16 protein-coding genes and 1 pseudogene are annotated in these 21148 nt (G+C 50.4%); 11 read left to right on the top strand and 6 right to left on the bottom strand.

Features of this window, described 5'->3' with window-relative positions; all coding sequences use genetic code 11:
• Nucleotides 1-85: 85 nt before the first annotated feature.
• Together tyrR and FOB24_RS14110 are read left to right on the top strand one after the other, a co-directional pair.
• The gene (gene tyrR, locus FOB24_RS14115) at nucleotides 86-1627 is read left to right on the top strand and encodes a transcriptional regulator TyrR (RefSeq protein ID WP_038640886.1); all 1542 of its coding nucleotides are present in this window, start codon (nucleotides 86-88) and stop codon (nucleotides 1625-1627) included.
• Nucleotides 1628-1844: 217 nt separating this feature from the next.
• Nucleotides 1845-4337: a lysozyme gene (locus FOB24_RS14110; protein ID WP_150345078.1), complete on the top strand. Its 2493-nt coding sequence runs from the start codon at nucleotides 1845-1847 to the stop codon at nucleotides 4335-4337.
• A gap of 155 nt (nucleotides 4338-4492) precedes the next feature.
• Here FOB24_RS14110 and tpx read toward each other — a convergent pair whose 3' ends face one another.
• Entirely contained in the window at nucleotides 4493-4999 is a 507-nt protein-coding gene (tpx, locus tag FOB24_RS14105; RefSeq protein ID WP_085048121.1) for a thiol peroxidase, read from the bottom strand.
• 115 nt (nucleotides 5000-5114) lie between these two features.
• Here tpx and ycjG point away from each other — a divergent pair, with 115 nt between their 5' ends.
• Nucleotides 5115-6080: an L-Ala-D/L-Glu epimerase gene (gene ycjG / locus FOB24_RS14100; protein ID WP_087856141.1), complete on the top strand. Its 966-nt coding sequence runs from the start codon at nucleotides 5115-5117 to the stop codon at nucleotides 6078-6080.
• Here ycjG and mpaA read toward each other — a convergent pair.
• Complete coding sequence (mpaA, locus tag FOB24_RS14095) at nucleotides 6055-6783, bottom strand: murein tripeptide amidase MpaA (protein WP_087856184.1); 729 nt, start codon at nucleotides 6781-6783, stop codon at nucleotides 6055-6057. The genes ycjG and mpaA overlap by 26 nt on opposite strands.
• Nucleotides 6784-6967: 184 nt before the next feature.
• On the opposite strand from mpaA, the gene mppA reads away from it, so the two are divergent.
• Nucleotides 6968-8581 (top strand): murein tripeptide ABC transporter substrate-binding protein MppA, encoded by a 1614-nt coding sequence (mppA, locus tag FOB24_RS14090; RefSeq protein ID WP_087856142.1) that lies wholly within the window; start codon nucleotides 6968-6970, stop codon nucleotides 8579-8581.
• A 347-nt stretch (nucleotides 8582-8928) separates the two neighbouring features.
• Here the strand turns inward: mppA and FOB24_RS14080 are convergent, their stop codons facing one another.
• Nucleotides 8929-9390 (bottom strand): Lrp/AsnC family transcriptional regulator, encoded by a 462-nt coding sequence (locus tag FOB24_RS14080; RefSeq protein WP_038640872.1) that lies wholly within the window; start codon nucleotides 9388-9390, stop codon nucleotides 8929-8931.
• A gap of 334 nt (nucleotides 9391-9724) precedes the next feature.
• Between FOB24_RS14080 and dpaL the strand changes: the two genes are divergently transcribed.
• The 4 genes and pseudogenes from dpaL (at nucleotide 9725) to FOB24_RS14060 (ending at nucleotide 14785) form a co-directional block, all read left to right on the top strand.
• Nucleotides 9725-10927: a diaminopropionate ammonia-lyase gene (gene dpaL / locus FOB24_RS14075; protein WP_087856185.1), complete on the top strand. Its 1203-nt coding sequence runs from the start codon at nucleotides 9725-9727 to the stop codon at nucleotides 10925-10927.
• Nucleotides 10928-11046: 119 nt separating this feature from the next.
• The gene (locus FOB24_RS14070) at nucleotides 11047-12339 is read left to right on the top strand and encodes an aromatic amino acid transport family protein (protein ID WP_137347863.1); all 1293 of its coding nucleotides are present in this window, start codon (nucleotides 11047-11049) and stop codon (nucleotides 12337-12339) included.
• A gap of 25 nt (nucleotides 12340-12364) precedes the next feature.
• On the top strand, nucleotides 12365-13603 hold the full coding sequence (locus tag FOB24_RS14065; protein ID WP_087856144.1) for a Zn-dependent hydrolase: 1239 nt from the start codon (nucleotides 12365-12367) through the stop codon (nucleotides 13601-13603).
• A 19-nt stretch (nucleotides 13604-13622) separates the two neighbouring features.
• Nucleotides 13623-14785 (top strand): annotated as a pseudogene (locus FOB24_RS14060) (M20 aminoacylase family protein).
• A gap of 51 nt (nucleotides 14786-14836) precedes the next feature.
• Here the strand turns inward: FOB24_RS14060 and FOB24_RS14055 are convergent.
• Both FOB24_RS14055 and FOB24_RS14050 read right to left on the bottom strand, forming a co-directional pair.
• The gene (locus tag FOB24_RS14055) at nucleotides 14837-15730 is read right to left on the bottom strand and encodes a dihydrodipicolinate synthase family protein (RefSeq protein WP_150345077.1); all 894 of its coding nucleotides are present in this window, start codon (nucleotides 15728-15730) and stop codon (nucleotides 14837-14839) included.
• 21 nt (nucleotides 15731-15751) lie between these two features.
• Nucleotides 15752-16447: a B3/B4 domain-containing protein gene (locus FOB24_RS14050; protein ID WP_150345076.1), complete on the bottom strand. Its 696-nt coding sequence runs from the start codon at nucleotides 16445-16447 to the stop codon at nucleotides 15752-15754.
• A 43-nt stretch (nucleotides 16448-16490) separates the two neighbouring features.
• On the opposite strand from FOB24_RS14050, the gene FOB24_RS14045 reads away from it, so the two are divergent.
• From FOB24_RS14045 to FOB24_RS14035, 3 genes are all read left to right on the top strand, one after another.
• Nucleotides 16491-17093, top strand: a complete 603-nt coding sequence (locus FOB24_RS14045; RefSeq protein WP_038640863.1) for a helix-turn-helix domain-containing protein — start codon at nucleotides 16491-16493, stop codon at nucleotides 17091-17093.
• A gap of 612 nt (nucleotides 17094-17705) precedes the next feature.
• Nucleotides 17706-19115 carry a hypothetical protein gene (locus FOB24_RS14040; protein WP_150345075.1) on the top strand — a complete coding sequence of 470 codons (1410 nt, stop codon included), beginning with the start codon at nucleotides 17706-17708 and terminating at the stop codon, nucleotides 19113-19115.
• A gap of 403 nt (nucleotides 19116-19518) precedes the next feature.
• On the top strand, nucleotides 19519-20388 hold the full coding sequence (locus FOB24_RS14035) for an aldo/keto reductase (protein ID WP_150345074.1): 870 nt from the start codon (nucleotides 19519-19521) through the stop codon (nucleotides 20386-20388).
• Nucleotides 20389-20473: 85 nt separating this feature from the next.
• On the opposite strand, the gene FOB24_RS14030 is transcribed toward FOB24_RS14035, so the two are convergent.
• Complete coding sequence (locus FOB24_RS14030; RefSeq protein ID WP_038640857.1) at nucleotides 20474-21037, bottom strand: MarR family winged helix-turn-helix transcriptional regulator; 564 nt, start codon at nucleotides 21035-21037, stop codon at nucleotides 20474-20476.
• Between the last annotated feature and the right edge of the window lie 111 nt (nucleotides 21038-21148).

Raw genomic sequence — 21148 nt, 5'->3', positions numbered from 1 at the left:
CAATATTTGTTGACAGAGTTCTTCCTGCAAACCAAATACTGTCTTATCATTTAACACATAATCCCTTGTCCAGGTGAAGGTTCCTATGCGTTTGGAAGTCTTTTGTGAAGACCGACTTGGTCTGACCCGCGAATTGCTCGATTTACTGGTGCTAAGAAGCATTGATTTACGCGGTATCGAGATTGACCCCATCGGGCGAATTTACCTTAATTTTGCGGAGCTGGAGTTCACCAACTTCAGTAGTCTGATGGCTGAAATCCGCCGTATTTCAGGAGTTACGGATGTACGTACCGTCCCCTGGATGCCTTCCGAACGGGAACATCTGGCGCTGAGTGCGCTGCTCGAGGCATTGCCTGAACCCGTTCTTTCTCTGGATATGAAAAGCAAAATTGAGATGGCGAACCCTGCGAGCTGTCAGCTTTTTGCTCACTCTCAGGAGCGGATGCGTAATCATACTGCCGCCCAGTTAATCAATGGTTTTAACTTCCAGCGCTGGCTCGAAAGCAATCCGCAGGATTCACATAGCGAGCATGTCGTGATTAACGGACAGAATTTCCTGATGGAAATTACGCCAGTTCATTTGCAGGGTGAAAATCAGGAGCAAATGCTGACGGGAGCCGTCGTCATGCTGCGTTCCACCATCCGGATGGGGCGTCAGTTGCAAAATATGACCACGCAGGATCTGAGCGCGTTTAGCCAGATTATTGCCGTCAGCGCCAAAATGAAGCATGTCGTAGAACAGGCCCGTAAGCTGGCGACGCTGAGCGCACCGTTGCTGATCACCGGTAATACCGGTACGGGTAAGGATCTCTTTGCCCATGCCTGTCATCTGGCGAGCCCGCGTGCGGCGAAGCCGTATCTGGCGCTGAACTGTGCGTCGATCCCTGAAGACGCGGTCGAAAGCGAGCTGTTTGGTCACGCAGGGGAAGGTAAAAAAGGGTTCTTCGAGCAGGCTAACGGCGGCTCGGTGCTGCTGGATGAGATTGGCGAAATGTCGCCGAGCATGCAGACCAAATTGTTGCGTTTCCTCAATGACGGGACCTTCCGCCGGGTTGGCGAAGATCATGAAGTCCATGTCGATGTACGTGTGATTTGCGCCACGCAAAAGAACCTGGTGGAGCTGGTGCAGAAAGGTTTGTTCCGCGAAGATCTGTATTATCGTCTGAACGTGCTGACCCTCAACCTGCCGCCGCTGCGCGATTGTCCGCAAGATATCATGCCGCTCACCGAACTGTTTGTGGCGCGTTTTGCCGACGAACAGGGCGTACCGCGTCCAAAACTGTCCGCCGATCTCAGTACGGTATTAACCCGCTACGGTTGGCCAGGTAACGTGCGCCAGCTTAAAAATGCCATCTATCGGGCGTTGACCCAGTTAGAGGGATATGAGTTGCGACCACAGGATATATTATTGCCAGATTACGATGCGGCAACGGTTGCGGTCGGAGAAGAGGTGATGGAAGGCTCGCTGGATGAAATTACCAGCCGCTTTGAACGCTCTGTGCTGACGCAGTTGTATATGAATTACCCCAGTACGCGCAAACTGGCCAAACGGCTTGGTGTTTCACATACTGCGATCGCTAACAAGTTACGCGAGTATGGTTTGAATCAAAAGAAAAGTGAAGAATAAAGTATTATTGCCAATCCTGATTATGGGGTTGGCATTTTTTATTTGTTCATATTATTAATTTATTTTAATGTATTTATATTGAATATTAATACTCATGTGACCAGTATCCCTCATTCTTAATTAATTATCCCTGTAGTTGCTATTCATTTCACTCATTCCGCATTCCTCTTACAATTAACCGCATTTTGAATAATGCGATTATTAATAAGGGATGATTATGAAACTTAATATATTTACCAAAACAATAATTGGAATGGGCGCATTATGCGTCGCAGCACCCGTATTGGCTCTTGAAGCCTGGAGTGGACAAGAAGGAACCGGCCCTTACGAAGTTATTTATGACAGCGGCGTCTATACCAATGCCTGGTGGGTTGGCGCTTCAGATTGTCCGGGAAATGCCTCAGATGACGAAGCTAATAATCCCTGGCGTTTTGAACGTGATGCAACCGCTGCAGAAATCGCAGAATACGGTAACCCGACAACCTGCGACACTGGCGGCGGTACGGTAACCTATCCGGACTACAGTAGCGCAAATGCCTACAGTGCCAATGATATTGTTACCTACAACGGTGCGACCTGGCAGACTTCTACCGCACAGAGCGCATACGGTTTCACGCCGGGCGCAGCCAATCCATGGGAAGTGTATGCGGAAGTCGCGCAGTGGTCGGCAACCACGACGTACAATAAAGGCGATAAAGTTCAGAAAGATGGCCAGGAATATGAGGCGCTCTTTTATACCATTGGCGATGATCCTTCCCTGGAGGCAAACCAGAACCCGTCTGGCACCAATGGTCGCCCGTGGAAACCGCTGGGTGCTGTCGTAACTTATACGACGGATCAACTCAATAATGCGCCTGAATTTAATTCTTCAACGCTGTATGAAAGCGGGACACTCATTCGATATAACGGCGAAAACTATGTTTCCCAGGCTAAAGTCCAGAAAGTCACGCCAGCCGATACCAATCCGTGGAAAATTTATATTGACTGGTCCGGCACTAAAGCAATGGTCGGGACACCTTCATCTGCATGGCCTGCTCATGTCTACGCGCCGTATGTCGACTATACCCTGAACTCGCTGCCAGACCTTGCCAGTCTTGCCAAAAACCAGAATGTGACCCACTTCACCATGGCCTTTGTGGTGGCGAAGGATGCTGATACCTGTCTGCCAACCTGGGGCACGGCCTACAACATTAATGACTACACGCAGTACAGTAAAATTAAAGCGCTGCGTGAAGCAGGCGGAGATATCATGGTCTCCATCGGTGGCGCCAACAACTCGCCGTTGGCGGCAGCCTGTACCGACGTATCACAACTGCAGCAACACTATTATGACATCGTTGAAAACCTCAACCTGAACGTGCTGGACTTCGATATCGAAGGGACCTGGGTTGCCGACCATGACTCCATTAACCGCCGTAACGAAGCCGTTAAGGCTGCGCAGGATCAATGGAAAGCAGAAGGTCGTAGCGTAGGGATCTGGTACACGTTGCCTATTCTGCCTACCGGTCTGACCGATGACGGTCTGTATGTACTGAACGATGCGAAGGCCAAAGGTGTAAATCTGGCGGGCGTAAACGTGATGGCGATGGACTACGGCAGCAGTATCTGTCAGTCCGACGGTACGGAAGGGCAGAATATTCATGGCAAATGTGCAACCTCAGCTATAGAAAACCTGTCCAGCCAGTTAAAACAGATATTCACCGATAAGAGCGATGACGAGATCAACGCCATGATGGGCGTTACGCCGATGAACGGCTACAACGACGTGCAGGGCGAAGTGTTCTATCTGTCGGATGCTAACCTGGTGATGGACGATGCCAAAGATCGCGATATGGGCATGATTGGTATGTGGTCGATGATGCGTGATCAGCCGGGTGTTGCCGGTCAGGTCTCGCCGGAACACAGTGGGTTAACGGAATCTCAGGCACCGCAATACGCCTTCAGCGAAGTGTTTGCACCGTTTACCCATAGCGATGAGACACCGGCAGAGACGGAAATCAAAGACATCAATGTTGACAAATCGAAATCTAACCCGGAATTAAAATGGACGCAAAATACTGCCAGTATTGAGAGTGGGGAGTATACCGTTACATTGCAACACGATGGCTGGAATATTGATGCCGTTGGTGAGCCGTACTATTTCGGTAAATACGGCAACAAAGGGAACGACCAGGTAACGATAACCGATTCAGGTAATGGTTATTCCACGGTTAAGTTATCCATAATGTCTGGATTCATTACCGAAGGGCATAACGTTACAGTTACCGATGCGAAAGGTAACGTTGTGTTAACTTATCAGTACACACTTGAAGATGTGAGTACGGGCAGCCCTTCGCAAATTGCATCGTCAGAGACGTCGGTTAAAAATGGTTCGTTGACGTATACGATTAATGCAAGTACGTCGATGATGATTACGTATCAGTACGTTAACTTTTATTACGATTCAACCGACGCGAAAGGAAAAACGACCACCAATTTTTGTGGCTCATGGTTCCATGGGGGGGTCAAGAAGTCCGGTAAAGGTTGTTCCACGGTGTTGAATTCGCAGCGGGGTTACTGGTCGCCTTCTGAGACTATCTCTGTGAATAAACTGAAAGCGGGTGATAAAGTTTATGCGGCTACCGCCGACGGCAGTAGTGAAAGTGCAAAAATATTTACCGTGCTGGATTCGATTACCTTAACGGATGAGATGTTAAAAGCGTCCAGGTAAGTTAAAAAAGTCCTCACCTTCAAAGCCGTAACAGCAATGTTACGGCTTACTTGTTGTCTATGGAAAACCCCCAGCCTGGCTGGAGGGGCTGTGCACAATAAAAAACCCCGCCGTAGCGAGGTTGAGAATGTGTTGTATAGAAGGCTAAGTGTTTATTACGCTTTCAGCACGTCCAGAGCGGCAGTGTAATCCGGCTCGTTGGTAATTTCATTGACCAGTTGGCTGAAAATAACGTTGTCATTCTCGTCGATAACCACCACGGCGCGCGCGGCCAGCCCTTTTAATGGGCCTTCAGTGATTTCAACACCGTAGTTTTTCAGGAATTCTGCATTGCGCAGGGTGGACAGCGTGATAACGTTGCTCAGACCTTCCGCACCGCAAAAACGAGAATGTGCAAAGGGCAGGTCGGCCGAAACGCACAGTACGACGGTATTGTCGATTTCTGTCGCCAGTTGGTTAAACTTACGTACCGATGCCGCGCAAACGCCGGTATCGATGCTTGGGAAAATATTCAGCACTTTGCGCTTGCCGGCGAACTGGCCCAGCGTAACGTCAGACAGATCTTTAGCCACAAGGGTAAAAGCCTGAGCTTTGCTTCCTGCCTGAGGAATGGAGCCAGCGACTGCAACCGGGTTGCCCTGGAAATGAACGGTTTGTGACATGGTTATCTTCCTGTTTACATATAGTTAACGTCGAGGCTAGTTTATGCCATCAGCAGTTAACACGGCAAACGCTATTTGCGGATATCCGCTTCAGGGACTGCACTAAGGAAAACGAATGAGAACAGTAAAGGTATATGAGGAAGCCTGGCCGCTGCACACTCCCTTTGTTATTGCCCGTGGGAGCAGAACCGAAGCGCATGTGGTGGTGGTCGAAGTGGAAGAAAATGGTGTCACAGGCGTCGGAGAGTGTACGCCTTATCCGCGCTACGGTGAAAGCGATGCCTCAGTGCTGGCGCAAATTATGAGCATTGCGCCACAACTGGAAAATGGACTGACGCGTGAAGAACTGCAAAAGCTGCTGCCAGCGGGAGCGGCGCGTAACGCGGTGGACTGTGCGTTGTGGGATCTGAATGCGCGACAACAGCAGTTGTCTCTGGCTGAGCTGGTGGGTTGCGAACTGGCTGAGGTGGTGACGACAGCGCAAACGGTGGTGATTGGAACGCCCGAACAGATGGCGGCGAGCGCGGCGGCACTGTGGGAGAATGGGGCGAGACTGCTGAAAGTCAAACTGGATGCCCGTTTAATCAGCGAACGGATGGTTGCCATTCGTGCGGCTGTTCCTGAGGCCACGATCATCGTCGACGCTAACGAATCCTGGCGGGCAGAGGGCCTGGCCGCGCGCTGTCAGCTTCTGGCTGATTTAGGGGTTGCGATGCTGGAACAACCGCTCCCGGCGCAGGATGATGCCGCGCTGGAGAATTTTGTGCATCCGCTACCGATCTGCGCAGATGAAAGTTGCCACACCCGCAGCAGCCTGAAAGCGCTGCACGGGCGCTATGAAATGGTCAATATCAAACTGGATAAAACAGGGGGCCTGACCGAAGCGCTGGCGCTGGCCGTCGATGCGCGCGAGCAGGGATTTGCGCTGATGCTGGGCTGCATGCTGTGTACATCCCGGGCGATTAGCGCGGCGTTACCCCTCACGCCGCAGGTCAGTTTTGCCGATCTCGATGGACCTACCTGGCTTGCCAGCGACGCGGAGCCATCCCTGCATTTTACGACCGGACAGCTTCATCTCTAGGGTGCCAACGCAGGAGATTGGACATGGCCAGCAGGTATTTCTCGCTCGCTTCATCGGATGAAATGGGCGGAAATTCGGCGGTGATACAGTGCAAGTTCAGGTCGGCGCACCAGCTACCAAAAGAGCCAGGCGTTTCGTAACCTACGCTGGTGACAAGCGGCAATTCAAATGACTGCGCCAGCCATGCGCCTAACTCGCTGCGTCTGGGATCTTCAATACAGGCCAGCGGATCGTGAAAAGAAACCACCCAGGCGGGATGAATCCGGTGAATAAGATGACACAGCGCCTGGGTTTCTGGTTCTGACCCCGGATGCTCGCCGGTCAGCAAAACCACGTCGCGTTCTTCGGCGCTACTGTTCCAGCGATATACCGTTTCACCCGCTTTCCAGTTTGCGGCAGGAAAATTACGGTTAAGATCTACGCCGTTCGCATTTGCGCGCAGCCCAAGCTGGCAACCGTCGGGGTTCACCGCCAGCACCACATGGTGACGACGCAGGGAAGGGTTAAGCGTACGCAATGCGCAGGAAAGGGTGACGACAGATGAGTTTTCGTCGCCGTGCGTACCTGCCAGTATCAGGCCGCTTTCATGATCGGCTGCCAGCGCAGGAAACCAGATTAGCGGTGCGCCTAACGATGAACGTCCGTAATGTTCGGTTCCTGGCGGAAATGCGCCGCGCTCGGCACGGGGACGGGTAGCGGTCATAGTCATCTCTAAATGCTCGAATAGTTACTCGCAGTGTTGTGCAAAATGTATGGATAATCAAATCGTTTTCACACACTTATCTTTTCAGGTGTAATATCACTTTCTTGTCGGAAGTTAATTGCATTTCCTGCTGGCGATACAAATAATTACACATTCACTTAGTAGCCGGAATTGAGGGTATTTTATGCAGCATTCTGTTTCAGTAACCTGTTGTGCGCTGTTGGTTAGTAGCATTTCCTTATCATGGGCTGCTGATGTTCCCAGCGGAACGGTACTGGCAGAGAAACAAGAACTGGTGCGGCATATAAAAGATGAACCGGCGTCGCTTGATCCGGCAAAGGCCGTCGGACTTCCTGAAATTCAGGTCATTCGTGATTTATTTGAAGGGCTGGTCAATCAGAATGAGAAGGGAGAAATTGTTCCTGGCGTCGCCACCCAGTGGAAAAGTAACGATAACCGCATCTGGACGTTTACGCTACGTGACAATGCGCAATGGTCCGATGGTACACCGGTAACGGCGCAGGATTTTGTCTACAGCTGGCAGCGTCTGGTTGATCCCAAAACACTATCACCGTTTGCGTGGTTTGCTGCGCTGGCGGGTATTAGCAATGCTCAGGCGATCATCGATGGCAAAGCAGCGCCTGATAAGCTTGGCGTTAGCGCGGTCGATGCGCGTACATTAAAAGTTCAACTGGATAAACCGCTCCCCTGGTTTGCCAATCTGACGGCAAGTTTTGCATTTTATCCGGTACAAAAAGCCAATGTTGAGAGCGGCAAAGAGTGGACCAAACCGGGTAATCTGATTGGTAACGGCGCCTACGTGCTCAAAGATCGCGTCGTAAATGAAAAACTGGTCGTTGTACCGAATACGCATTACTGGGACAACGGCAAAACGGTTCTGCAAAAAGTCACCTTCCTGCCCATTAATCAGGAATCGGCAGCCACTAAGCGCTACCTTGCGGGTGATATTGATATCACGGAATCCTTCCCGAAAAACATGTATCAGAAACTGTTGAAGGATATTCCGGGCCAGGTTTATACCCCGCCTCAGCTTGGCACTTACTATTATGCCTTTAATACCCAGAAGGGACCGACTGCCGATTCCCGCGTGCGCCTGGCGCTGAGTATGACGATCGATCGTCGTTTGATGGCGGAGAAAGTATTAGGTACCGGCGAGAAGCCCGCCTGGCATTTCACGCCGGATGTTACGGCAGGATTTGTACCTGAACCTTCGCCGTTTGAGCAAATGAGTCAGGAAGAGTTGAATGCTCAGGCGAAAACCCTGCTGCGTGCAGCTGGCTATGGTCCACAGAAACCGCTTAAACTGACGCTGCTGTACAATACCTCTGAAAACCACCAAAAGATTGCTATCGCAGTGGCTTCTATGTGGAAGAAAAACCTCGGTGTCGACGTAAAACTGCAGAATCAGGAGTGGAAAACCTATATCGACAGCCGTAATACCGGCAATTTTGATGTGATCCGCGCTTCCTGGGTGGGGGACTACAATGAGCCTTCTACGTTCCTGTCGTTATTAACATCGACCCATACGGGCAATATCTCCCGCTTTAATAATCCGGCATACGATAAAGTATTAACTCAGGCTACGTTGGAAAATACCGAGAAGGCGCGGAATGCGGATTATAATACGGCAGAGAAAATTCTGATGGAACAGGCACCTATTGCACCAATTTATCAGTATACCAACGGGCGGTTAATTAAACCGTGGCTGAAAGGGTACCCGATTACTAACCCTGAAGATGTCGCATACAGCCGCACAATGTATATTGTGAGGCACTAATCAGTACTGGCCTCATGTTAACGCAAGGTAACCACGGATAAACCCAGAGCTGGCGCAGTTTACCGCGCTAGTTTCTCTTTAGCATCTGAAAGCCAGAGAGAAAAACTGCAAGATTGCAGACCGTGATGGCCTGTATGTTCTGGTTACGCCAGCGGATTCGGTGTCCTTTCTGTAGTCTCTCTGTTTGTAGCCCAATAAAAAATCGTTTTCCCCGTTACTCGGGGGGATAGTCATGTTATCTGTCATCTTCTGGCAGACAAGTAGAATTCGCATATGGAAGGGCGGATTTCGGAAATAAATTAGACATGGGCCAATTTCTGACCTGCCGCCATCATCCGCCGGGCGTTTTACTCGATAACCACTGTCATTTCCTGCTTGGCATTTTGCATCGAAACGAGGGTGCGGAAGGATTTGATATTCCCTGATGCGAAAAAGAGATCGCGGGTCAGGGCCTCGTACTCCGCCATATCGCGGACGTTCATTACCAGCAGGAAATCAAAATCGCCGGTAACGTAATAAACCTGTTGCACCTGCGGACAACTCACGAACCGCTGCTTGTCTTCTTCCAGCAGATCGAGACGCTCATTTTCAATGGTGACCTGCGCCATGATAGTGATAGGGCGACCAACTTTAGTGGCGTCGATCAGGCTGACGCTGCCTCTAATAATACCGGCTTCTTCCAGTGCAGCGATCCGCCGATTGACTGCCGAGGGGGAAAGGCTGACGAGATCGGCGATCTCTCGCTGCGACAGGCGATTATTGCGCTGCAACAGTGTGAGTATTTTTTTATCCCAAGTGTCCAGTTTCATCGTTTCAACGGCCTTATAAAAGTGTGATACGCCTCACTAATGCAACTTTGTTGCGCCAGATAGGTAAATCAGATTGAAAATTGCGCCTCTTAGGGCAATTTTGCGCCATTTTACCGTTGGGGGCAGTGTACCATCTCAATCAGTGGGAAGACGATAAATCGTGTTTTTTAGCCGATAACGACACAACCCACATTATTTCACAACCCGTTCATTCCGTTATTCGGCCTGCGCTTAATTTGGCCGCGTGGAGCTCTACGCCTGTTGTTTAGTGGGGGGAATTAATTCATCGCGGCATGACGGTATGAATAAAAAAGGTGTATTTATGACGGACATAATGAAATACCAATTCAATTCTCGCCAAAAAGTTTATGGTCAGGGCGTCGATCTCAGCCTGCTCAATGACCGTGTCGGCGCAGACGTGCTGGCTTTTCACCAGAAATTTCCTGACTACCGGGTAACGCCGCTACGCAAGCTGGGCTATTTAAGCCAGCGTCTGGGGCTGGGGTCGCTGCATATTAAAGATGAGGCGCAGCGATTTGGTCTTAATGCGTTTAAAGGGCTGGGTGGATCTTATGCTATGGGGAAATATCTCGCCGAACGACTCGGGCGTGACATTAATACCCTGAGCTTCGCCGATCTTAATTCGCCGGAAATTAAAGCCCGCATTAAAGATATTGTGTTTGTGACGGCCACCGACGGCAATCACGGGCGCGGCGTGGCGTGGGCGGCGGAGCAGCTTGGGTTACGGGCGGTGGTCTACATGCCGAAAGGTTCATCGCTGGTGCGGGCGCAAAATATTCGTCGACATGGCGCCGAATGCACCATTACCGATCTTAACTACGACGATACCGTGAGGCTGGCTGATAAAACCGCTAAAGAGCGCGGGTGGGTACTGTTGCAGGATACTGCCTGGCAAGGTTACGAACAGATTCCAACCTGGATCATGCAAGGTTATATGACGCTCGCCGTTGAAGCCTGGGATCAACTGATGCAAAGCGGGGCGCCGCTGCCGACACATCTCTTTTTGCAGGCTGGGGTTGGCTCCTTCGCGGGCAGCATCATGGGCTATTTCGTCGAAAAAATGCAGCAGCAAGCGCCGACAATCGTCATTGTCGAACCGCATAAAGCAAATTGTCTATACCGCTCGGCGACCATTAATGATGGTCAGCCGCACAGCGTCGGCGGCGATATGGCGACCCTGATGGCCGGACTTGCCTGCGGCGAGCCGAACATCACCAGTTGGCCGATGCTGCGCGACCATGCCCGCTGCTTTATCTCCGCTGACGATCATCTTGCCGCCAACGGTATGCGTTTGCTGGCTGCGCCGCGCCCCGGCACCGATGAACCCTTTATTTCCGGCGAATCCGGCGCTATCGGCGCGGGGGTGCTGTATGCGCTGATGACCCAGCCGGAGTTTCGCCATCTCGCCGAATCGCTGCGGCTCAATGCCGATGCGCACGTCCTGTTAATCAGTACCGAAGGGGACACTTCCCCGGATGTCTATGAAGACATCGTCTGGTTTGGCCGCAATGGCTAACCGCCAACGGCAATAATAAGAGGGCCATCTTACCTACCCTACATGCCCTCGGTATGACATGCGTTCTGACAATAAATAAAACATACGCGATTTCGCGTAATGCTGAGAGAACATGACCGATGAATACTGAAACTGCTGTTACAGAAGAAAGAGGATATTGTAATTCCACAAAATGGCATGGCGAAGATACCGTTTGGGTGCTTGGCCTGTTCGGAACGGCGATTGGCGCTGGGGTGCTGTTTCTACCAATAAATGCCGGGATCGGCGGCTTTTGGCCGCTATTGATTGTTTTCGTTCTTGCTTTTCCGATTACCTATCTGGCGCATCGCGGACTGGCGCGCTTCATTTACTCTTCGAATACGCCGGAAAGCACCATTACCGATGTTATCGGCGAACATTTCGGCGCGCTGGCGGGGAAGGTGTTTACCGTTATCTATTTTTTCGCCGTCTATACCATTTTGATTATGTATGCAGTGGCGATCACCAATACTGCGCAGAGTTTTATCCGCCACCAGCTCGGCTTGGCGGAGCCGCCACGGGCGCTGGTGGCTATCGTGTTGATTCTCGGGCTGATGCTTATTGTCCGCCTGGGGCAGCGGCTGATCATGCGAGTGATGAGCACCCTGGTTTATCCCTTTATTATCTCGCTGATATTTATGTCGCTGTTTCTGATTCCGCACTGGAACGGCGCGATTTTTCACACCGTAAGCATTAGCGCGATGGGGGATGGGCGCAGCATTTTCTTGACGCTGTGGATGACGTTTCCGGTATTGGTGATGTCGTTTAACCACTATCCGATTATTTCGCCGATGGTCGTGCGCCAGAAACAGCGCTACGGCCTGGAGCTTGCCGAGCGCAAATGCGCACAGATTCAGCGCTATGGCATCCTGTTGATGATAGTGGTCGTGCTGTTTTTCGTCCTCAGTTGCGTGTTAAGTCTGTCACCACAGCAACTGGCGGAAGCGAAGGCGCAAAACCTCTCAATACTTTCGTATCTTGCGAACCAGTTTGACACGCCAATTATTGCCTGGCTGTCGCCGATTATCGCATTTGTCGCCATTACCAAATCATTTCTGGGCCACTATATCGGCGCGTATGAATCACTGCGAGACCTGATTCTTGAGGCTGCCGCCTCTCGGGGGAAAAAGCCAGGTATTCGCGCGGTTGACGCTGTTATCCTGGTTTTTATGGTTCTGACCTGCTGGTTCGCTGCCTATAAAAACCCAAGTATTCTCGGCATTATTGAGTGCATCAGCGGCCCTACTGGGGCGGCAATCCTACTGCTGTTACCGATGTATGCCATCCATAAATTACCGGTGCTGGCACCGTATCGCGGCAAAGCCAGCAACATTTTTGTCACCCTGATTGGGTTGATTACCGTATCTGCCATTTTTTACGGCATGTTCCAGTAACCACGATGAATAGCGAGATGTTTTTATGAGTCATTATCTGCAGATTAACGGCCAGCGGCTTATCGATTCTTTGTTCGCGCTCGGCGAATGTGGCGCGCTGGAGGGCGGGGGCGTCTGTCGCCTCGCGGCGACCGCGGAGGATAAAGCGGGCAGGGACTTTGTCGTTGCCAGAATGAAAGCGCTGGGTCTGGCAATCTATATCGATGCTATTGGCAATGTTACTGGCGTCTATGCCGGTGAAGAGGCGTTACCGATGGTCATGATGGGCTCGCATATTGACACCGTCGGCACTGGCGGTTTGTACGACGGCAATTACGGCGTGATGGCGGGTCTGGAGGTGATTGCCACTCTTTTAGAGGCGGGCATTCGTCCCCGTCGTCCGCTGGCGGTCACCTTCTTTACCAACGAAGAAGGCGTACGTTTTCAGCCCGATATGATGGGCAGCGTGGTGTTTGCTGGTGAATATCCTCTTGATGCAGCGTTGGCAGCGAAGGATCTTGATGGGGTAACTCTTGATGAGGCGTTATGCGAGATTGGTTACAAAGGCGCTTGTCGACCGGGCGACCTGTCGGTGGATAGCTACGTTGAACTGCATATCGAACAGGGACCGATCCTCGACAAAGAGAGAATTGATATCGGAGTGGTAACCGGCGTGCAGGGGATTTCGTGGCAGGAATTTACGTTGACCGGTGTCTCCAACCATGCGGGCACCACGCCGATGAATATGCGCCACGATGCCGGACTGGCGGCGGCGAAGATCGCCGTATACGCCCGTGAACTGGCGCTTACTCTTGGTGGCGATCAGGTGTCTACTGTCGGACATATGGTCTTTAAACCGAACCTGATTAACGTGATTCCCAACCATGTCGTGATGACGGTGGATTTGCGCAATACCGATAATGAGACCTTAAAACTGGCGGAACAACGGCTTGCCGAGTTTGTCGCCAGAACGGCACAAGAAGAGGGCGTCGAAATAACCAGTCGTTCGCTGGTGCGTTTTAACCCGGTTATTTTTGCCGATGAAATTGTCAATGCCGTAGAAGACGAGGCAAAGCGTCAGGCGCTGAGTTGTAGGCGTCTGCCGAGCGGTGCAGGTCATGATGCGCAGTTTATGGCCTCGGTTTGCCCGGCCGGGATGATCTTCGTCCCCTGCGTTGATGGCATTAGTCACAACGTCAAAGAGCATAGCGAAGCCAAAGACCTGATTGCCGGTGCCAACGTGCTGCTGCAGGTGGTATTACAACGCGCCCAGCGCGCGGAATAGCGTTTTACAGGAGAATAATATGAATCAGGAACAGTTAAAGCAGCAGCTTATTGCATGGCGTCGTCATCTGCATGCCAACCCGGAAAGTGCCTTTGAAGAGGTAAAAACTGCGCAATTCATCGCCGAAAAACTCGAGGCGATGGGGATCGAAGTGCATCGTAACATTGGTAAAACCGGGCTGGTGGGTGTGCTGAAATGCGGTGACGGAAAGGGCGTTATCGCTATTCGCGCCGATATTGACGCTATCCAGTTGACAGAACAGGGCGAGCGGTCTTATCGATCGGGCACCGCTGAACGTATGCACGGTTGTGGACATGACGGCCATACCTGCATTGCGCTGGGTGCTGCGCAGTTGCTGTTGCAGCGTCAGAACTTCAATGGCACCGTCTGTTTTGTTTTTCAGCCAGCTGAAGAGCCGGGTTACGGTGCGAATGCGATGATGGCGGACGGCGTTATCGAGCGTTTTGCCATTGAAGAGATTTATGGTCTGCACAATATGCCAGGCATGAAGGCTGGAACCATCGCTACGCGGGTGGGGGGATCATGGCCAGTGAAGATAACTTTATTATTCGCATTACCGGTCAGGGGGCACATGCCGCACGTCCGCATATGAGTAAAGATCCGTTGGTGATTGCGGCGGAGATTATTCTGGCGCTGCAAACCATCGTTTCGCGCAACGTCGATCCTAACGTGCCGGCGGTTATTTCATGTACGGAACTGCACACCGATGGCATCCGCAATGCCATTCCCACCCATGTTGAAATTAAGGGCGATACCCGCAGCTACTCCCCTGAGGTGCAGACCTTGCTGGAAGAACGGATGCGAACTATCAGCGAAGCCATTTGCGCGATGCATGGGGCGCAGTGCGAGTTTATTTATACGCACGAGTTCGCGCCAACGGTGAATTGGCAACATTGCGTGGACGTGGCGGTGAACGCGGCAGAGAACGTTGTGGGGGAGAAGAACGTCGATGGCAATGTCGCGCAGATGATGATCTCGGAAGACTTCGGCGCTTTCCTGCAGAAAATTCCAGGCTGCTTTGTCTTTTTAGGTAACGGCGATGCGTCAGACCCGCAGGGCAATACGCCGCTGCACAATGCCTGTTATGACTTTAACGATGAAATTTTACTAACCGGCGCGGAATATTTTGCCGAGATCTTCAGAATCCGCCTGTCGCAGTAATGCCCGGTCAGGTTTCAGAAGGACCGGCAGACAGCCGGTCCTCAAGGGCGGTTATTTCAGCTCCAGTGTGGTTATCACACGGGCAATATCCGCGATATCACCTGCTGACAAAGGCTGCAGAGGGCGAGGGAGGCAGTCCGTATCGGTAAGTCCAAGCACGCCTGCGGCAGCAGCAATAACGCGGATGCTTCCGCCATGTTTACGGAACAGCGCCCACAATGGCTCAAGGCGCGTTGTCAGGGCAGTAACGCGTTCATGATCGTTCGCCGCCGCTGCGTCAGTAATTTGTTTCGCCATCACCGGAAACAAACCACCGCTAACGGAGTACCACACTTCGCAGCCGGCGTTTAATCCCAGCCCGGCATAAGCATCCCCACTGATACCGATGGTTACGTCAGGGCGCAGGTGTTGACGCAATCCCTCTACCCGCTCTCTCGCTGCAGTCGGGCTATCCGGGACACCAGGGAGCTTGACTGAGCGAACCCCATCCAGTGAGGATAGACGCCCGTGCAGTTCATCCGTAAAGGTAAAATGTGTGGTGCCCGGGTTATCATAGATGCACACCGGCACAGACGCGTGTCGGGTAACGGTCTCAAATAGTGCGAAGACTTCTTCGTCACGGAGCGGCTGGTAGCTGACAGCCGGGAGCAGCAGGGCACTTGCGCCCGCGGCTTGCGCATCGTCTGACAGATGCAGGATGGCTTCCGTGCTGACAGCTCCCACACACACCATGACAGGGATCTCTCCGGCGTGCTGTGTTGCCAGAGTCGCGATGCGCTTGCGTTGCTCCCGGGTCAGATAAGCGTAGCTTCCGGTTGACCCCAGGATACCCATAGAATCAACCCGGGCTTCTGTTAGGCGAGAAAGAATATGACTGAAGCCCTTTTCATCCACGCCGCTGGTGGTGACTGGAGTTAAGGGAAACGCAGACAAGCCAGTAAACATAGGTGTTTGTCCTGAATAAGATTACTGGTGCTGATCTTCGATGAGAGTATTTTCAAACCACAGACCCGGCATCATTTCTTCCAGACCGTCAGTCAGCATTCTTCCTGCTTCATGAAGCTTTTCCAGCGGCATCTGTGGCAGACTTTCCAGAATAAACCACATTTGCTGCGCTTCAACACTTAAACGTGTCCTTATCCCTTGCCTCCAGTTCCAGCGACGGCAGGTGACGCCAGCATTGTCACGCCAGATAACCTCTCCGGGAGAGGGATACTCGATAACAGGTGTGCCTTCTTTCATCGTGTCAAAGGGCTCGGTACCTTCCGCAATGGTCAGACGCGGAGCGCCCTGGTAAGCGGAAATATTCTCGCCACCAACCGGAACGGCATAACGGAGGCTGACGGCGTTATAAAGATCAACAACAGGATCCAGTGCTGGCATCATGCCATCACGAAGCACGCGCTTACGTAGCGCATCAGCTGAACAAGGCGTGCGCTTTGGTTTGGCGCCAAATGATTGAAAAACGCCAGCCCATGCGGCCAGATGAGACTCCGCCCATTCCGGTCTGCCTGCCAGAACCGCCTCACAAGCTTCCAGTAAGGCGGCCCTGCCAACGTCAGGATTCAGTACCGGCGCGGCTTTTACGTAAATACTAAGCGCTCGAAAACCGGGAGCAGTACGATAAACTTCCGGGGCAATTGACGGAGAATGTGTTAACACGGGATAATCCTGTAATGACCAATTTATTTTATGATATCGACCAATGACCAAAAAAGTCAACTTAATGACCGATGCGGGTGCGGATGTCAGCACCGTCAATGAAGCTGTTTCGCAGCGAATTAAGCAGTACCGTAAACAAAAAAAAATGTCGCTTGATGAGCTGTCCAGGCAGGCAAATGTCAGTAAGGGAGCGCTGGTCGAGATTGAAGGATGTAAGGCCAATCCCAGTATTGCGCTGTTATGCCGTCTGGCAGCCGCAATGGGGGTATCGGTGGCTGATTTTGTCGATGTAGGGACAAAACCAACCGTCCATCTTATTGCTGAAGGTGAGATCCCTGAACTCTGGAAAGGCGACAAAGGAGGAAGAGCAAGGCTTCTTGCTGGTTCCGGGGGGCCGGATATGACAGAGCTCTGGATGTGGGAAATGCAGCCAGGAGAAAAGTTTGCTTCTCCCGGTCACTCTACGGGAACACTTGAATTGTTTTATGTACAAACGGGGACGCTCACGCTTGGCGTACAAGAGCATCTGTATCTGGTTAATTCCGGTTGTTCTGCAACGGCCAGAACGGATGTCCCTCATTTCTATGAAAACCGGGGTGAGAGCCCACTGATATTTATCATGACAGTGAATGAGAAAGCATCCTGAGTAACTCGTAAAAGTGAGATGTGTAGGGATAAAAATCGTCCGGACATACGCTCAAGATCTATTTCTCAGAGATAACTACGGGCTAGCTTTGTTCCCGTATACCTGTCTGTCAGATCCCGTGCTTTGTTATCTCCGGAAACTGAAGGCTGGTGAAGGATACCAGCCTCTCGGGCATTTTCATCGCATAGCGATGCTGTTCAATCACTGACCTGCTTTGTTTTGACTATCCTCAGACAACAGTACCTCCCTTATAGCTGTGATGATGAATATAACCATCTGATTTTATAGATTTTCATCGTTATACCTATTCTGTCATTAGCGTCTCTGACTTGCTGAGTCATACATACATAATCTGCGTTTTTTGGGTTCACCTTTCAAAAGATTTATAGATCTTGGTCAATATAATGACCTTATTATGCCAATAATATGACCGGCAGTTCCTGACGATCACACTGGCTGAACCCCAGGATCAAGGTACTTTATACAAAGATATTTGGACTAATAAGGCAATTTGAAGAAGAAAACGCGGCCACTGGCCTTACTGCTCTGTCAGTTTGACTCGCTGGCACGTGTTCAAAAATCTCAGCAAAAGCCATAACAGAGATAACATACATGATAAAACCAACGGACTATGAACCTGAACCAGGTCTGGGGAAACATAGCTGGCCACAGGTAATCAAATGGCTACTCATCATTCTGGTCATTTATGCAGTATGCAGTGTTTTTATTTCAAATCCTTTTTCTATTTTTGTGGACAGAGTAACTCCCGTAGATTACTCAAGAATAATGTATTTTCATGGCTTGTCTGTAGGTCTTGCTGGTCTGACTGCTCTACTGGTTAGTCAGATTTATGGTCTTGACGGAAAATTCAAAAAAATTATTTTCTATTGCACAATCGCCACAATTTTAATTGGTGTAAGTGGTGGTGCGATCAATCGTTCTATGGAATACAGCAAGCTTGCATTGTGGTACCAAATTCTTTCTTTTTTATCGCTTGATGTGATACTGATAACAATGTTATCAGGACTTATTCTGTCAAAAAATAAAGAATTAAAATCATCACGAACATATTATCTGGTTATAGCCGCATCCTGCACAGCTGTCATTGCAGCACTGATTGGCGATTTAGCCGGGTTCATTCTTGATTTTGGCGATTGGCTGGGAATATTAGGTTGGTATGCTGGTAAGATTGGTTATACCCTACCGGAATGGCAGGACAATTTACTACGCTCTCACTCTGACATGATGGTAGTGGCTGTCATTGGTCTTATACTGTCGGCAGTGACCTGGAGATACGGGAGATATTTATCCGGATATGCTGCAAAGATAAAAGCAACTGGTGAATGGCTGGTTATTTTGGGGCTGGTTGCTGTTGTTATTATTTTAGTGGTATCAGGTTTCGGTGGTTCTCATTTACAGATCCCTCATATTTTTACAGAAAAAGGATTCTTTGAACCCAGAGGCCATAGTGTGGCTGGTATTGATTTAGGTGATTTTACAATCGGTACCTTTATTTTATGTGGCGGTTTACTTCTGATTGGCGCAATACTTTTCGGAAAAGGGAAAAATGGCGTCAAACTAAACAAATCCAGCAAGTACACTCTTATGGGGATCTTCCTTACATGGTGTAGCATAGTGATTACCGTAGCAGGTATGGGGTTCCTGGAAGAGTATCGAGCCGATCTTTATAACTCAGCTAACCCTGTGCCACTAGGGGAGTATGGTTTTGCATTCCGCATGCTGCATCTTGATGTCAGTTTGATATTATTTCCGGCTATTATGGTTGTTATGTTGTTTGCCCAGCATTTACTGAAGGATGAACAGACAAAACTTATCCAATGGGTTTTACGCACAGGCGTCTTGCTTTGCTCTATTGGATCCCTGATATACATGATACTGAACCCCCAGGCCTTTGGTCCCGGTTACTGGGTCGTCGGCTCCGGTTTCATATTTGTTGTAATGGGGATGTGCTACTTTTTTGTTAAAAGCGATAATCACATTAAAGAAAGATTTAATCCGTAAACCATCATCTGGATCCTTTAAACGGATACAGACGATGGCTGTTGGTTACGTATTACAGATCAGGTGCCACCATTAAGGTGGCATCATTAGTTTGATCTCATCTGAATGTTGTAGTTTGTTATGCAGACTACAACATTACTCAGAATTTATAGTGTCGACCTGAAGGAGCTATGTCCGGAACCATGAATTAGGTTCATATGCCATGTTGGTTCCGTAGAGCAGTCTGTCCTGATGCGTTATAGAGTCTGATATCGCAGCCTTTATCCTTTCTTACCCTCATCTTTAACAGAACAACCTCATCTGTACTAATGAATGCCATGCATAGGTCAAATCAGAGATGACTGGGTAATCACGGCGGGGTTTCTGGCCTAAAATAGTGTTTTAACATGACAGGGGCTAGGCCGTGGAATACTCAGTACTAAGTAACAACTGCAGAATGCCGATGGTTGGTTTTGGCGTTTTTAAGGTCACCGATAAGGAAGAGTGTAAGCAGTCGGTTTTAAGCGCCATTCGCACCGGTTACCGCCTCATCGATACCGCAGCCGTATACAGCAATGAAGATGCCGTGGGTGGGGCCGTTCGTGAAGCCATCGCTGAAGGTTTGTGTACTCGCGAGGAGTTATTTATCACTTCTAAGCTGTGGGTCCAGGATATGGCCAACTACGATATGGCTAAAGCCGGTATTGAGGCGTCGCTGAAAAAATCGGGCCTGGAATATTTTGATCTTTATTTATTGCATCAGGCCATGGGCGATTATTTCAGCGCCTGGCGCGCTCTGGAAGAGGCTTATGAAGCCGGTAAACTGAAGGCCATTGGCGTCTCCAACTTCTATGCGCATGTGTTAGCTAACTTCTGTGAAACCGTCAGAATTCAGCCGATGGTGAACCAGGTCGAATTGCATCCTTACTTTGCGCAACCTGTAGCCATTGAAACGATGAAGCGCTACAACGTTCAGCCTGAAGCCTGGGCGCCGTTAGGCGGTGGGAGGCATAAACCATATGAAGATGAAATGCTTCAGGGGATTGCGGATGCCCACCAAAAAACCGTTGCTCAGGTTGTTCTGCGCTGGAACGTGCAGCGCGGCGTGACGGTGATTCCTAAATCCACCCGGCAAGAGCGTATTGCAGAGAATTTTGCCATCTGGGATTTCTCACTCACGGATAGTGAAATGGCGCAAATCAGCGCGCTGGATCTAGGCTATGTGGGTGAGGCGGTGAAGCATTTTAATCCTGAATTCGTTCGCGGCTGCCTTGGCGTTAAAATCCACGACTGACCGTGTTGAAAATGTCGCGAGCTCGTAAAACGGACAACTTTTTTGCCTGCGTTAAAATGGCTGGTGTGATTTTCCGCCAACCATTTTAGGTTTCCGGGGGCTGGTGTTCCCGGCAAATCAGCAACGAATCCTCTTCACTTAACACCTCTTTCGTCAGATTACAAAATCCCTGACCACCCGTTTTTTGGTGGAATCGACAGCTATGGCAAAGACCAAAGCCAGGCACATTGTTGGTCCGCTGGATCCCACGTAACAGTTCAAATAGTAGCTCTTTAAGTACCGTCGCGCGTTCACCCATCGCCGTTTCACCTGCCACTAAAAACGTCGGCGGGAGCAGGGCATCCAGTAACGTACCGGCTGATTCAGTTAACTGTAAATGTACGCTGCGTTTATCGCGGGCATCCTGCTTGCGAACAATCAGTCCTTTGCTTTCCAAGAGCTTCAGCGATTGCGATACGGTGCCTTTGGTGAGACCGAGGTAGTCCGTTACGCCAAGCGGCGTATTGGAATAACGGTTGCAACGGGCCAGATACATTAACGCGCTGAGTTGTACCGGCTGCAGATCCGCCAGTAATGGATGTTGGCGAAACCACATCCGTGTGAGGCTGGAAAGCCTGTCCAGGACATCGAAAAGTGACATATCGTGCATAACAACTTCCTCCTCGACATATAGTATCGATTAAAAACTATATTGACAAAGCATAAAAGTGGCGTAGCATAACTTATAGTATCGATTCGATACTATAATTTAAAAGGAGAT

The organism is Citrobacter werkmanii (assembly GCF_008693645.1).
GTDB lineage: Bacteria > Pseudomonadota > Gammaproteobacteria > Enterobacterales > Enterobacteriaceae > Citrobacter > Citrobacter werkmanii.
The sequence above is the reverse complement of the archived record's forward strand: the minus strand, read 5'-3'. Positions and strand labels throughout refer to the sequence as shown.

Excerpts from the sequence above, each read along its gene's own strand:
- mpaA (WP_087856184.1), bottom strand. The coding sequence starts at position 6,783 with ATGACCGCTACCCGTCCCCGTGCCGAGCGCGGCGCATTTCCGCCAGGA.
- mppA (WP_087856142.1), top strand. The coding sequence starts at position 6,968 with ATGCAGCATTCTGTTTCAGTAACCTGTTGTGCGCTGTTGGTTAGTAGC.
- FOB24_RS14080 (WP_038640872.1), bottom strand. The coding sequence starts at position 9,390 with ATGAAACTGGACACTTGGGATAAAAAAATACTCACACTGTTGCAGCGC.
- ycjG (WP_087856141.1), top strand. The coding sequence starts at position 5,115 with ATGAGAACAGTAAAGGTATATGAGGAAGCCTGGCCGCTGCACACTCCC.
- FOB24_RS14040 (WP_150345075.1), top strand. The coding sequence starts at position 17,706 with ATGATAAAACCAACGGACTATGAACCTGAACCAGGTCTGGGGAAACAT.
- dpaL (WP_087856185.1), top strand. The coding sequence starts at position 9,725 with ATGAAATACCAATTCAATTCTCGCCAAAAAGTTTATGGTCAGGGCGTC.
- tyrR (WP_038640886.1), top strand. The coding sequence starts at position 86 with ATGCGTTTGGAAGTCTTTTGTGAAGACCGACTTGGTCTGACCCGCGAA.
- FOB24_RS14065 (WP_087856144.1), top strand. The coding sequence starts at position 12,365 with ATGAGTCATTATCTGCAGATTAACGGCCAGCGGCTTATCGATTCTTTG.
- FOB24_RS14110 (WP_150345078.1), top strand. The coding sequence starts at position 1,845 with ATGAAACTTAATATATTTACCAAAACAATAATTGGAATGGGCGCATTA.
- FOB24_RS14030 (WP_038640857.1), bottom strand. The coding sequence starts at position 21,037 with ATGCACGATATGTCACTTTTCGATGTCCTGGACAGGCTTTCCAGCCTC.
- tpx (WP_085048121.1), bottom strand. The coding sequence starts at position 4,999 with ATGTCACAAACCGTTCATTTCCAGGGCAACCCGGTTGCAGTCGCTGGC.
- FOB24_RS14055 (WP_150345077.1), bottom strand. The coding sequence starts at position 15,730 with ATGTTTACTGGCTTGTCTGCGTTTCCCTTAACTCCAGTCACCACCAGC.
- FOB24_RS14045 (WP_038640863.1), top strand. The coding sequence starts at position 16,491 with ATGACCAAAAAAGTCAACTTAATGACCGATGCGGGTGCGGATGTCAGC.
- FOB24_RS14070 (WP_137347863.1), top strand. The coding sequence starts at position 11,047 with ATGAATACTGAAACTGCTGTTACAGAAGAAAGAGGATATTGTAATTCC.